The organism is Roseovarius nubinhibens ISM (assembly GCF_000152625.1).
Lineage (GTDB): Bacteria > Pseudomonadota > Alphaproteobacteria > Rhodobacterales > Rhodobacteraceae > Roseovarius > Roseovarius nubinhibens.
This window is the reverse complement of sequence record NZ_CH724156.1, coordinates 2,305,095-2,318,747: the sequence shown is the minus strand read 5'-3', so window position 1 is coordinate 2,318,747 and position 13,653 is coordinate 2,305,095. Positions and strand designations below refer to the sequence as shown.

The window sequence follows — 13,653 nt, the reverse complement described above, 5'->3', positions numbered from 1 at the left end:
TGCCCCTTACCCGTTGCCATCGGACACATGGCGCGCTTCTTCGGCGGCCTGTGTCGCGGCATCCACCACCAGCGGCACCGCCACCGGCTTTTCCGCATTCTCAAGAAAGGCCCGGCCATAGCCGATCACCTGCAGCACCAGCCGCAGGCACAGCACCCCAAAGGCCACCGGCGCCAAGAGCTTCGCCGGCCACAGCGGCAGCGCGATATCCATCGAACTGTCGCGGCTCCATAGCGGCGCGCCGAAATCGAAACTGCGCTGGAAATGCGCCCAGGTGCCCCAGACCAGAAGGACCATCAGGCCAAGGACCACCAGCGTGGTGATCATCTCCACCAGCCACAGCACACGGCCCTTGAGATTGCCGACGACAAGATCCATGCGGATATGCCCGCCGTCGCGCTGCACATAGGAAATGCCCATAAAGGCAATGAGCGGCATCGCCTGCTCGATCCAGTCGACATAGCCCGGTAGCGGCTGGTCAAAGAAATTGCGCCCGCTGACCGATCCCACCGCCAAGAGCATCATCGCAAAAACCGCGAGCCCGCTGACCAGCGCCAGAACCCTCTCGATGCGATAGAATTGCCGGTCCACCCGGCTCAGCGTGCTGTCATCGCTCAGCACCGTTCCGCCGCCCGCCATGGCGTGTCCCTCCCGTGATATGTCCCGTTACGATCCGCCCCCATGCCCCGCCGCGCGGGGTGGCGCATCCTGCCCCCTCTGGGGCGGCGCTCGGAGGTGCATAAAAAGGCCCCGCCCCCGGATCGGGGGGCAGGGCCGCAAAGGCTTACATGCTGCCCTTGAGTTCTTTCAGCTTCGACGTGGCAAAGTCATAGAGCTCCTGCGCCGGCAGACCGCGCTCGCTCATCGAGCTGATCCAGTCCTGCGCCGCGGGGCCAGCCACGCGCTCTTCAAAGGCGGCGAGCGCCTCGGCCGAGAAGGTCACTTTCTCGATGCCACGCTCGTCGAGCGCCGGACCCCAACGCTCCATCGTGTTGCCCTCATAATTGGCGACATAATGGTCGAGCGCCTCGTCGATCGACCCCAGCAGCGCCTCGCGATGCTCATCCGACAGATCATTGAGCGCATCGGTGTTGGCCACAACCGGGCAGTTCACGGTGCCGGGGTTGAGGTTGGTGGTCCACCAATTGGCGTTCTCGATCGTGCCAAAGGACATATGCGCATGCGGCGCAAAGGCGGCGGCCTTGATCACGCCGCTGTCGAGCGACTGGCGCACTTCGGTGGCCGACATCGAGGTCGGCACGGCACCCACGGCCTTCATCGCCTCACCGATGCCGCCGGTGGCGCGCACGGTCAGACCTTCGAACCCTTCGAGGCTGGTCGGCGCATCGCCGAGACCCACGAGGTTATATTGCGGCATCGGCGACGGCATCAGCAGCGTCGCGTTCCAACGCGCCAGATCTTCCTGCACCGCCGGCTGCGCATAGAGCGCCATGCTCAGCTCGCGCTCTTGCTCGAGCGTCTCAACACCGAGGAACGGCAGTTCGAGCACGGTGATGGTCGGGTTCTTGTCGCGGTGATAGCCGGCACAGAACTGCGCCATCTCGAACGCGCCGATGGAAATACCGTCGAGGTTCTCTTTGTTCTTCGACAGGCCGCCATAGCTGATGTTCAGGGTGAACTCGCCGCCGGTCTTTTCGCTCACCAGCTCGGCGAGCTTCTCGACATGCTCGGTAAAGGCGCGGCGCTTGCCCCAGAGCGAGACATTCCACTCCACAGCCATCGCCTCACCGGCAAAGCCGAGGGTGATTGCCGCAAGCGCAGTGGTTTTCAGAAATCCGTTCATGGATGATCCTCCCAGTCAAAATCCATTGAATTCGCGAGATCATAACGCGGCAGGTCGATTCGCCAATGAAGTTATCCGCAGGGGGTCAGGGGGCCGCCCTGCGGATTTCCGCAGGGCAACGGCGGGATTTGCTGAGCGTTAGAGAAGCGCATCCTTGTCGAGACCGAGCTTGACGATCTTCTCGTTGAGCGTGCGCCGCCCGATGCCAAGCTGCGCCGCCACATCGTCCATCCGCCCCTCATGCGCCTTGAGCGCGCGGGCGATCATCCCCCGTTCCAGCGCCGCCACCGCCTCGCGCAGCGTGCCGGGCATGTCCTCGGCCACCACATCCGGGCGCAGCGCCTCGGCCATCGACCCCCGGTCGCGCCGCGCCATCAACACCCGCCGCTCCGCCACATGGCGCAGCTCGCGCACATTGCCCGGCCAGTCATGCGCCAAGAGCGCCGCCAGATCCTCGGTGGTAAGCGCCGGGGCGGACATCTCGTAGATCGCCGCGTAATGGCGCAGGAAATGCGTGGCCAGCATCTCGAGATCGTCGCGCCGCTGCACCAGAGGCGGCAGCCGCAGCACCACGCCGCTCAGCCGGTAATAGAGATCGGGCCTGAGCCGCCCCGCCGCGATGGCCTCTTCCGGGTCTTCATTGGTCGCCGCCACCACCCGACAGTCGAGCGGCACAGGCCCCGGCGCGCCAATGGGCGTCACCTCACCGGTCTCGATCACCCGCAAGAGCTTGGCCTGCACCGCCACCGGACAGGCGCCGACCTCATCGAGGAAGAGCGTGCCGCCCCGCGCCCCCATCAGGCTGCCCTGCCGCTCGCCATGAATGCCGAACATGCCCTCTTCGAAATGCCGCTCCGACAGCGCCGCACAGTTGAGCGCCACAAAAGGCGCCTCGGACCGCGGCCCCAGATCATGCAGCGCCTTGGCGACCACATCCTTGCCGGTGCCCGTCAGACCGCTGAGAAACACCGGCACCATGGCATCGGCCATGTCGATCACCGTCTCGCGCAGCGCCACCATCTCCGGCGTCCCGCCAAGCAACACCCGGTCGAGCCCCGACAGCTGCGCCAGCCGCGCCTTGAGCCGCCCGGCCTGCCGGGTGAGCCGATATTGCTCGCCCGCATGGCGCAGAATGCTGAGCAAGCGGCGCGGATCATAGGGCTTTTCGACGAAACTATAGGCCCCGGCCTGCATCGCCTCGACCGCCATGGTGATATCGCCATGGGCCGAGATGAGCACCAGGGGCGGCGCGCCCGCGCCCTGCAGGCTGGCCAGCAGGTCGAGCCCCGACATCCCCGGCATCCGCACATCCGACAGGATCACATCGGGCCGCAGCTCGGGCAAGAGATCGGCCACCTGCGCCGCCCGCCCGACGGCGCTCGCCTGCCACCCGGCGGCCTCGGCCAGCTCGACCAGCGAGGCGCGCATCGCCGCATCGTCATCGACGATGAGCAGGTTCAGGGGGGTCGCTTTGCCCTCGGCCATCACATCTCCTCCGCCAGCGGGATCTCCATCCGGAACACCGTGCCGCCGCCCGGCCTGTCCCGCGCGGTCAGGCGGCCTTCATGCTCCTTGACGATCCCGCCGGAAATCGCAAGCCCCAGCCCCATCCCCTGCCCCGAAGGACGCGTCGTCACAAAGGGCTCGCTCAGCGCCTCAAGCCCGCCGGGGCCAAGCCCGCTGCCGCTATCCGCAATCTCGGCCCAGCCCATGCCCTCCTCGACCCCGGTGCGCAGCACCAGCTGCCGCGTCGCGCTCTCCTCCATCGCATCCGCCGCATTGCGCAGAAGATTGGTCAGCACCTGTTCAAGCCGAAGCTTGTTGCCGCGCACCAAAACCGCCGACCCCGACAGATCACGCGTGACGTCAATGCCCGCCGTCTCGAGATTGGGCGCCACCAGCGCCAGCGCCTCCGCCAGCGCCGCGTTGAGATCGACCTCGCCCATTTCGGGCGCGGTCGGCGCGGCAAAGAACTTGAGCTGCCGGGTGATCCCCTCCATCCGCTCCACCAGCCCGCTCAGCCGCGCCGTAAGCCCCGTTTGCCCGGAAGAGCCAGCCCCCGACATCTCCGCCGCCGCCAGATGGTTGCGCATCGCCGAAATCGGCTGGCCCAGCTCATGGGTCACCGAGGCCGCCAATTGCCCGAGCGCCGCCAGCCTGCTGGCCCGCTCCAGCTCGCCCTGCGTGCGCTGCAACCGCCGCTGCGCCGTGCGCCGCTCTTCGATCTCCACCGCCAGCCGCCGGTTCGCCTCGCGCAGCGCCGCCTCCTCGGCCTCCGACCGGCGCAGCGCCGCGCCGATCATCCGGTTGCGCCGCCATTGCCAACCCAAGAGCAACAGACCGAGCATCACCGCCCCGATCACCACCACCAGCCAGCTGCGCGTCTCGATCTGCGTCTCGCTGCCGAGGTAATGCAGCGTCCAGCCATGCGGCAGGTCGCCCCGCACCAGATGGATCATCCCCTCCCCGGCGACGATCGTCCGCCCCGGCTCATTCTGCTGCCAGTCGAGCGGCTCGAGCGCATGACCGGTGAACTGCCGCGCCGCCTCGATCTCGCGCCGCGCCTCAGGGCTGAGCGGCGTCAGCACCCGGTAGCGCCACGCCTCCTGCGACGAAAGCAACACCACCCGCGCCGCATCGGCCAAGAGCACAAGCTCGCCGCTCTCCCGCCACGCCCCCTCGAGCCGCGTCAGATCGAGCTTGATCGCAATCACCCCGCGAATGCGCCCCTCGCGGTCGCGCACCGGATCGGCCACGAAATAGCCCGGCAACCCGGTGGTCGCGCCAATCCCGTAAAACCGCCCCTGCCCGCCTTCCAAGGCCTGCCGGAAATAGGGCCGAAACGCATAGTTCTGGCCCACGAAACTCGCGGGCGTGCCGGCGTTCGATGCCGCAATCGTCGTGCCATCGGTGCCCATGAGATATATCGCGTCGAGCTTGGCCTGCTCCGCGAAATCGCGCAGCCGCGCATCGAGCGTGCCCGCCACCCCCTGCATCGACGCGGCCATCACGAACGGGTCCCGCGCCAGCACATGGGTGAAATAGGAAAACCGGTCGAGCTCATCCACCACGGTCGACCGGTAAAGCGACACGCGCCCCTCGGCCCGGGCCACTTCCTGCGCCCGGAAATACCGTTCGGACCCCACATAAAGCGCCGCCAGCAGGGCCAGCGGCAACAGGGCAAATATGAAAAGGCGCCGCAAAATCATGCGGCACCCTGACGTGATTTCCGGGCAAAGTTCAAGCGTGGCGGCGGCTCAGCGGCCCTTCCACACCGGGTCGCGCTTCTCGGCAAAGGCCCGCGCCCCTTCGAGCTGATCCTCGCTGTCATAGAGAATATCGACCGTCTCGAACTGGCGCTTGGTGATGCGGTTCATCGCGTCCTGGAAATTCATCCCCTCCGCCTCGCGCACCACTTCCTTGAGCGCCGCATAGACCAGCGGCGGCCCCGAGGCGAGATGATCGGCCAGCGCCCGCGCCTCCTCCATCAGCGTCTCGGCGCTGTGGATGCGGTTGATCATGCCCCAGCGCGCCGCCTCTTCCGCGTCGATCCAACGCCCGGTGAGCAGCATCTCCATCGCGATGTGATAGGGGATGCGCTTGGGCAGCTTGATCGAGGCGGCATCGGCCACCGTGCCGGACCGGATTTCCGGCAGGGCGAATGTGGCATGTTCGGCGGCAAGGATGATATCGGCGCTCAGCGCCCATTCGAGACCCCCGCCACAACAGATGCCATTCACCGCCGCGATCACCGGCTTGTTGAGCCCGCGCAGCTCCTGCAGCCCGCCAAAGCCGCCGACGCCGTAATCGCCATCCACCGCATCGCCATCCGCCGCGGCCTTGAGATCCCAGCCGGGGCAAAAGAACTTTTCGCCCGCGCCGGTGATGATCGCCACCCGCAGCTCTGGATCGTCCCGAAAATCGCGAAACACCTCGCCCAGCGCACGGCTGGTCTGCAGGTCGATCGCATTGGCCTTGGGCCGGTCGAGCGTCACCTCGAGCACATGCCCCCGCCGCTCGGTCTTGACCGGGCTCTCACTCATCTTTCTCTCCCTTCCTGATTAGCGCATCCGCCGCCACCGCCCGCGAGGGCGTGACGATCAGCGGGTTGATCTCAACTTCGTCTATCTCATCGGCATGGGCCAATACATAATCCTGCACCGCCATGACGGCGGCAAGGATCGCGCCCATATCCGCCCCCGGCTTGCCGCGATAGCCCGCCAGAACCGGCGCAATCCGCAAGCCGCGCAGCGTGTCGCGCACCGCGTCCTCCGTGGTGGGCAGCAAGAGCGAGCCGCTGTCGCGCAGGATCTCGGTCAAGGTGCCCCCCGCCCCAAGGGTGAGCACGAAGCCATGCGCCGGATCACGCACCACCCCGATCAAGAGCTCGGCCACCCCGCCGTCGATCATCTCCTCGATGAGAAAACTCTCGCCCGGCATGCTGCCCGCCGCCTGCGCCACCGCCGCCGCATCCTTGAGGCCGAGCGCCACGCCCCCGGCCTCGGTCTTATGGGCCAGCCCCTCGGATTTGAGCACCACGGGATAGGCCGCCCGCGCCGCCGCCTCACCCAGCGCCGCGCGGCTCTCGACCCGCTCGGACCGGGGCACCGCCACGCCATGCTCCGCCAGCGCCCCCTTGGCCTCTGCCTCGCTCAGCACATGGGTCGCGCCCGTTTCCCGTGCGCCTGTCTTCCGCGCGCCGGGAAGGGTCAGCGGCTCAGGCACGGCTGCCTTGCCCATCCGCGCCGCAATCTCGATGGCGCAGAGCGTCTCATCAAGCCCCAGCATCGGGATCAGCCCCTCTGCAATCGCCCGCGCCGCCACCCGTTCCGACAGCGCCTCGGGCAAGGTCGCCACCAGCGCCAGCGGCTTGCCCACCGCCCGCGCCGCATGGCCCGCCCCTTCGAGCACGCAATCCCAGGCCGCGTCACTGCAGCGGTCGATGCGCGGGAAATCCACCACGAGACAGCCCATGGCGATCTCTTCGCCGCCCATCATTGCCGCAAAGGTCCGGCCCATGGCCGCCCCGTCGCCCCAGATAAACGTATGATAATCCAACGGGTTGGCCAGCGCCACCATCGGACCCAGCGCCGCGCGCAGCCCGACCCGCTGGCCCTCATCGAGTGGCGGAAAGCGAATGTCACGACCAAACCCGGTGTCCGCCATCAGGCTCGCCTCGCCGCCCGAGCAGGACATCGACGCCACACCGTTCGAGGCCAGAGGCCCCGCGAAATGCAACAGCTTCAGCGCCTCGAGAAGCCCGGGCAGGCTCTCGACCTGACCAATGCCCAACCGGCGCAACAAGGCCCGCGCGCCCGCATCCGACCCGGCGAGCGAGGCGGTATGCGACACCGCGGCCTTCTGCGCCTGCTCGGATTTGCCGACTTTCAAGGCCACCACCGGCTTGCCCAACGCCCGCGCTCTTGCCGCCAGCGCCTCAAAGGCCCGCAGATCGCCGATCCCCTCGATATGCAGCCCCAGCGCCGTCACCCGCGGATCCTCGAGCATCGCCGCGCCGATCTCCGACAGGCCGATCTGCGCCTGATTGCCCGCCGTGCCGACATAGGCCAGAGGCAAGGCCCGCGCCTGCATGGTGATGTTGATCGCCATGTTCGAGCTCTGGGTGAGCACCGCCACCCCGCGCTCGGTGCGTTCGCCACCATGCTGATCGGGCCAGAGCAGCGCGCCATCGAGATAATTGATGAACCCGTAGCAATTGGGGCCGATGATCGGCATCTCCCCCGCCGCCGCCAACAGCGCCTCCTGCAGGCTGTCGCCATCACCGGTCTCGGCCTGCGCCTCGCGGAACCCGCTGGCAAAACACACCGCCCCGCCCGCGCCCATGGCCCTGAGCCGCGCCACCGTCTCGATGGTCAGGGTGCGATTGACCCCGATGAACACCGCATCGGGCACCCCCGGCAGAGCGTCGAGCGAGGCAAAGGCCGCCACCCCGCCCAGCTCGCTGCGGGTCGGATGCACCGGCCAGACCGGCCCGGCAAAGCCCATCTTGGCGCATTGCTCGATGACATTGGCACACCAGGCCCCGCCGCCGATGACGGCAATGGACCGGGGCTGAAACAGACGGGACAGATCACGCATGGCGCGGTGGCTCCAAAAGAGTTTCGCCTTCGGCGAGGATATTTTTCGCCAGAAGAAGTAAGGAATTGTTCATGAATTCGCGCGAGGCTCGGGGCGCGGTACAGGCGGGGACGCCGATGACCGCGCCAGGAGAAGCGCTTTGGCGCAGCCAGACGGGAGGGGGAGTGATCCCTCTCCCGCATCTTCTTCTGGCCGCAAATATCCCCGCCGGAGGCATAAAATCAGGCGCCCAGCGGCCGCAGCATCTCGCGGCTGATGATATGGCGCTGGATCTCGCTGGTGCCTTCCCAGATCCGCTCGACCCGGGCATCGCGCCAGATCCGCTCCAGCGGCAGCTCATCCATGAGCCCCATGCCGCCATGGATCTGGATCGCCTCATCGGCCACCATCGCCAGCATCTCGGTGGCCTTGAGCTTGGCCATCGACATGTCGCTCTCGGTCACGTTGCCCTGATCGAATTTCCAGCCACCCATCCAGGTCAGAAGCTCCGCCGCCTTGAGCTCGGTCGCCATATCGGCGAGCTTGAAGGACACGCCCTGAAACTTGCCGATCTGCTGGCCGAACTGGCGGCGCTCGGCGGCGTACTCCACCGCATGTTGCAGCGCCCGCTCGGCCCGGCCAAGGCAGGTCGCCGCCACCTGAAGCCGGGTCGCCCCGAGCCAGTCATTGGCCACCTGGAACCCTTTGTGCACCTCGCCCAGCACCGCCGATTTAGGCAGCCGGCAATTGTCGAACTCGAGCACCGCATTGGTATAGCCGCGGTGGCTCACATTGCGATAGCCCTCGCGCACCGAGAACCCCGGCGTGCCCTTGTCGACGAAGAACGCGGTGATGAGTTTCTTTGGCCCACGCGGTGTCTCTTCCTCGCCGGTCGCCATGAAGACGATCGAGAAATCGGCGATATCGGCATGGCTGATGAAATGCTTGGTGCCGTTGAGGATGAAATCGTCGCCATCTTGCTTGGCGCTGGCCTTCATGCCGCGCAGGTCCGATCCCGCCCCCGGCTCGGTCATCGCGAGACAATCCCATTTCTCACCGCGAATACAGGGGTAGAGATATTTCTCGCGCTGCTCTTCGGTGCCCGCCAAGAGGATGTTCGACGGCCGCGCCACACAGGTCCAGTGCAGCGCGTAATTGGCCCGGCCAAGCTCTTTTTCATACATCAGCCAGGTCAGCGTATCGAGCCCGGCACCGCCCACCTCTTCGGGCATATTCGCCGCATAGAGCCCGGCCTCGATCGCCTTGGATTGCACCTCGCGGATGATCTCCATCGGCAGGTGGCCGGACCGCTCGACCTCGAGCTCATGGGGATAGATTTCCTTTTCGACAAAGGCCCGCGTCGTGTCGACGATCATCTGCTGTTCTTCGGTCATCGCGAATTGCATGGTCTCACTCCTTATGCGCGGCGGCGAGCGCCTCAACACGGGTCTGCACCTCGGGCAGCGGGTCGCAAGTGCGCCGCGTCTCGAGGCTCACATGCAGCATGAACTGATCGCAGGTGGCGAGGATCTCGCCATCGCTGGCGCGGCGCATCTCATGCAGACAGCGCAGCTTCTTGCCCGCGCCCTCCGTCACCCGGCTCCAGACTTCGACCATCTCGCCGGCATGGGTCTCGGCGAGGTATTTGACCGTGGTTTCCACCGTGAAATAGCTGTTGCCCGCCTGCACATAGGCGTCATCGGCCCCGACATGCGCCATCACCTCTTCGGCGGCATCCGAGAAAATCTGCCCATAGCGGCCCTCGTTCATATGGCCGTTCACATCGGTCCAATCGACCGGCACCATGCGCCGCTGACTGCGCAGCGCGCGGCCATCCTCGGACGCGACAGGCGCCGGGCGGATCGCCTTCTGATGGTCGTTGATCAGCCGCCCCGAGGCATTGCCCTGCTGGCGCAGCGCCCGCATCATCGCGATCAGGTTGCGGTCGCGCTTGCGCTCAAGCTCGCGGATCGACAGATGCCCCGATTGCGCATCCGACTGATCGGCGATGAGATCGACAAGCTCGTCGGTGAACTCGGGCACATCCATGAGCTTGGTCCAGGGCCATTTGAGGCAAGGGCCGAACTGCGCCATGAAATGCCGCATCCCGGCCTCGCCGCCGGCCACGCGATAGGTCTCAAAGAGACCCATCTGCGCCCAGCGGATGCCAAACCCATAGCGGATCGCATTGTCGATCTCTTCGGTGGTCGCGATGCCGTCCTTGACCAGCCAGAGCGCCTCGCGCCACACCGCCTCGAGAAAGCGGTCGGCGATATGGGCGTCGATCTCCTTGCGCACATGCAGCGGATAGAGCCCGAGCGCGATGAGCATCTCGCTCGCGCGGGCGATGGCCTCGGGCGCGGTGGCCTCCGAGGGCACCAGCTCGATCAGCGGCAAGAGATAGACCGGGTTGAACGGGTGGGTGACCATGATGGTCGACGGATCCTGCGCGCCCTCTTGCAGCTCCGAGGGTTTGAAGCCGCTGGTTGACGAGCCGATGAGCACGCCGGCATTGGCCGTCTGGATCTCGGCCAGCACCTTATGCTTGAGGTCGAGCCGCTCGCTCACGCTTTCCTGCACCCAATCGGCGCCCTCGACCGCCTCGGCAATCGAGCCATGAAAGCTGAGCGTGCCCTCCTCGGGCAGCGCCGTGTCATAGAGCATCGGCAGCGCGCCCCGGGCATTGCCGAGCACCTCGGCAATCTTGCGCTCGGCCTGCGGATCGGGGTCGAACACCCGCACATCCCAGCCGTTGAGCAGGAACCGCGCGGCCCAGCCGCCGCCGATGACGCCACCGCCGATGATCGCTGCTGTCTTGGTCATGTCATTCTCCCTGACATCTGAATTTCTGGCATCAAAGCTGGCACCAATTCTGGCGCCACTTCTGGCCTCAGTTGATGCTTTCCGTGTGGCCATCCACGGCCATGATCTGCCCCGACACTTTGGCCGCAGCGGGCGAGGCGAGGAACAGCGCCATATCGGCAAGCTCATCGGCGCTCACCCAGCTCTTGAGCGAGGTGCATTCCACGTAAGAGGCGCGGATTTCCTCGATGGGCCGCCCGGTGGCGCGGCTCTCATTGGCGAGAACCCGCTCCATCCGCTCGCCCTCGACCGCGCCGGGGGCGATGGCATTGACACGCACCCCCACCGGGCCGAGCTCCATCGCGAGCGTCTTGGTCAGCCCGTTGATCGCCCATTTCGCCGCCGCATAGGGCGAGCGGTTGGGATAGCCAAAGAGCCCCGCGGTCGAGGAGGTGAGCAGGATGAGCCCCGACCCCTGCGCCCGCATCACCCGCGCCGCCCAGCGGCAGGTGAGAAAGACGCCATGCAGGTTCACCGCCACGCAATCCTGCCAATCCTGATAGCTGATATCCTCGATATGCCCCGCCGGGCCGCCGGTGCCGGCATTGGCAAAGACGATATCCGCCCCGCCCCATTCCTCTTCGACCGCGCCGAGAAATTCGGCCATGGCCGCCTCGTCGCGCACATCCACCGCCGCCCCGATGAGACCGGGCAGCTCGGCGCGCATCGCCTCGACCGCCGCCGGATCGGCGTCACAGATCGCGATACGGTCGCCCTCGGCATGGAACCGGCGGGCATAGGTGCGGCCGATGCCCGATCCGCCCCCGGTGATCAAAACCCTGCGTGACATGTGTTCACTCCCTGTCAGACCTTGTTTGGCCCTGATTGGCCCTGTTAGGCCCCGTTAGACCGCCCCGCCCACTCCCTCGGGCGGGGGCGATTTCACCCCCCGTCTTCACCCCCCGTCGCTTTACCGACGCGATGCCGACGTATGACCGACCTGCCGTTTTGGCCGGTTTCGGCCGCTGCCGCGCCTGGTCTCAGACCGGGGCGCGTTTGGTCAGGCCGAGCTTGTCGCGCACCTCTTGCGGGCCGATTACCCGGGCGCCGAGACGCTCGATGATCTCGCGGGCGCGGGTCACCAGCTGTTCATTGGTGGCGAGCACCCCGCGATCGAGCATCAGATTGTCCTCGAGACCGACGCGCACATTGCCGCCCGCCAGCACGCTCGCCGCGACATAGGCCATCTGATCGCGGCCCAGGCTGAAGGCCGACCAGGCCCAATCCTCGGGGATATTATTGACCATCGCCATGAAGGTGTTGAGGTCATTCGGCGCGCCCCATGGCACACCCATGCAGAGCTGCACCAGCGCGGGGCTTTCGAGAACCCCATCCTTAACCAGTTGTTTTGCATACCAAAGATGGCCGGTATCAAAGGCTTCGATCTCCGGCTTGACGCCGAGCTCGGTCATCATCGCGCCCATGGCGGTGAGCATGCCGGGCGTGTTGGTCATCACGTAATCGGCCTCGGCGAAATTCATCGTGCCGCAATCGAGCGTGCAGATCTCGGGGCGGCATTCGGCGACATGGGCGACGCGCTCGGTGGCGCCCGCCATATCGGTGCCCGCACTGTTGAGATCGAGCGGGTTCTCGACATCGCCAAAGACCAGATCGCCGCCCATCCCGGCGGTCAGGTTGAGCACCACATCGACCTCCGCATCGCGGATCCGGTCGGTCACTTCGCGAAACAGCCCCTTGTCCCGGCTCGGCGCCCCGGTCTCGGGATCGCGCACATGGCAATGCACCACCGCCGCCCCCGCCTTGGCCGCCGCAATCGCACTGTCGGCAATCTGCTCAGGGCTGCGCGGCACATGCGGGCTGCGGTCTTGGGTGCCGCCCGATCCGGTCACGGCACAGGTGATGAAAACGTCTCGGTTCATGGTCAGCGGCATGGTGTTCTCCCAGTCAACATGGCGCGAGAGTATCGCTGGAACCGCGCCAGATTTTGCAGTATCTGACATTCTTGATGCAGAAATGGACAAAAATCCCGGGTGGCCCGGTGCGGATCGGCTTCCTCGTCTTTGACGAGTTCTCCAACCTGTGCATGGCCAATTGCCTCGAGCCGCTCCGCGCTGCCAATGCGGTGACCCATCGCCATGTGTTCGACTGGCAGATCGTCACTCTCGACGGGCTACCGGTGCAGACCTCCTCGGGCATCGGCATCGTCCCGCACGGCCCGCTCAAGTCCTTGACCTATTGCGATTATCTCTTCGTCCACGCGAGCTATCGGCACCATGAACACGATACCAACGCCGCCCGTCAGGCGCTGCGCCGCGCCGCCGGTCAGGCGGCGGTGACCATCGGGCTCGATGCGGGGCCATGGCTTCTGGCCTCTGCCGGGCTTTTGAACGGGCGGCAGGCGACGATTCACTGGGATCTTCTCCCCGCCTTTTCCGAACGATTCCTTGAGGTTGACGCGGTCCGCGCCCGGCATCTGCGCGACGGGCCGGTGATCACCTGCGCCGGGGCGCTCTCGGCGCTCGATGTGGTGCTTGATCTGGTGAGCCAGCATCTCGGCGAGGCCGCCCGGCTCGATGTCGAGGATCAGTTCATCAAGGGCGATCCCCGCCCCGATGAAACGCCGCATCACGATCCGCTGGTGGGCCGCGCGCTGGCGCTCATGCGCGACCATCTCGAACGACCGCTGCCGCTTCCCGATCTGGCGCGGCGCTGTTCCTGCCAGCCGCGCACGCTCGACCGGCATTTCCGCCGCGGCCTCGGCGCGCCGCCGGGCACGGTCTACCGCCATCTGCGGCTCTCGAACGCGCGTAAAATGCTCGAGGGAAGTGGTCTCGGCGTGGCCGAGGTGGCGCTCAGATGCGGCTATGAATCGCCCGCAGCCCTGTCGCGCGCGATCCGCCAGAGATTTGGCGCAACCCCTTCAGAACTCAGGAAAAGAACGCTCTGAT

11 protein-coding genes are annotated in these 13,653 nt (G+C 66.3%); 1 reads left to right on the top strand and 10 read right to left on the bottom strand.

All coding sequences use genetic code 11. From position 1 onward, the window contains the following. Positions 1-6 precede the first annotated feature (6 nt). The 10 genes from ISM_RS11045 to bcoG all read right to left on the bottom strand — a co-directional run bounded on the left by ISM_RS11045 (position 7) and on the right by bcoG (position 12,636). The gene (locus tag ISM_RS11045) at positions 7-639 is read right to left on the bottom strand and encodes a TRAP transporter small permease subunit (RefSeq protein WP_009814248.1); all 633 of its coding nucleotides are present in this window, start codon (positions 637-639) and stop codon (positions 7-9) included. 145 nt (positions 640-784) lie between these two features. Further along, positions 785-1,804 carry a C4-dicarboxylate TRAP transporter substrate-binding protein gene (locus ISM_RS11040; protein ID WP_009814247.1) on the bottom strand — a complete coding sequence of 340 codons (1,020 nt, stop codon included), beginning with the start codon at positions 1,802-1,804 and terminating at the stop codon, positions 785-787. 138 nt (positions 1,805-1,942) lie between these two features. Then, on the bottom strand, positions 1,943-3,289 hold the full coding sequence (locus tag ISM_RS11035) for a sigma-54-dependent transcriptional regulator (protein WP_009814246.1): 1,347 nt from the start codon (positions 3,287-3,289) through the stop codon (positions 1,943-1,945). Beyond that, the gene (locus ISM_RS11030; RefSeq protein ID WP_009814245.1) at positions 3,289-5,013 is read right to left on the bottom strand and encodes an ATP-binding protein; all 1,725 of its coding nucleotides are present in this window, start codon (positions 5,011-5,013) and stop codon (positions 3,289-3,291) included. The genes ISM_RS11035 and ISM_RS11030 overlap by 1 nt, the downstream gene beginning before the upstream one ends. 48 nt (positions 5,014-5,061) lie before the next feature. Next, positions 5,062-5,847, bottom strand: coding sequence for a carnitinyl-CoA dehydratase (locus tag ISM_RS11025; RefSeq protein WP_009814244.1), 786 nt, complete (start codon positions 5,845-5,847; stop codon positions 5,062-5,064). After that, complete coding sequence (locus ISM_RS11020) at positions 5,840-7,903, bottom strand: acetate--CoA ligase family protein (RefSeq protein WP_009814243.1); 2,064 nt, start codon at positions 7,901-7,903, stop codon at positions 5,840-5,842. The genes ISM_RS11025 and ISM_RS11020 overlap by 8 nt, the downstream gene beginning before the upstream one ends. 221 nt (positions 7,904-8,124) lie before the next feature. After that, positions 8,125-9,288, bottom strand: coding sequence for an acyl-CoA dehydrogenase family protein (locus ISM_RS11015; RefSeq protein ID WP_009814242.1), 1,164 nt, complete (start codon positions 9,286-9,288; stop codon positions 8,125-8,127). Positions 9,289-9,292: 4 nt separating this feature from the next. Further along, positions 9,293-10,705, bottom strand: coding sequence for a carnitine 3-dehydrogenase (locus ISM_RS11010; RefSeq protein WP_009814241.1), 1,413 nt, complete (start codon positions 10,703-10,705; stop codon positions 9,293-9,295). 67 nt (positions 10,706-10,772) lie between these two features. Beyond that, positions 10,773-11,534: an SDR family oxidoreductase gene (locus ISM_RS11005; RefSeq protein ID WP_040618031.1), complete on the bottom strand. Its 762-nt coding sequence runs from the start codon at positions 11,532-11,534 to the stop codon at positions 10,773-10,775. A gap of 190 nt (positions 11,535-11,724) precedes the next feature. Further along, positions 11,725-12,636 (bottom strand): 3-dehydrocarnitine:acetyl-CoA trimethylamine transferase BcoG, encoded by a 912-nt coding sequence (bcoG, locus tag ISM_RS11000; protein WP_009814239.1) that lies wholly within the window; start codon positions 12,634-12,636, stop codon positions 11,725-11,727. 74 nt (positions 12,637-12,710) lie between these two features. Here bcoG and ISM_RS10995 point away from each other — a divergent pair, with 74 nt between their 5' ends. Continuing rightward, complete coding sequence (locus tag ISM_RS10995; protein WP_009814238.1) at positions 12,711-13,652, top strand: GlxA family transcriptional regulator; 942 nt, start codon at positions 12,711-12,713, stop codon at positions 13,650-13,652. Position 13,653 lies beyond the last annotated feature (1 nt).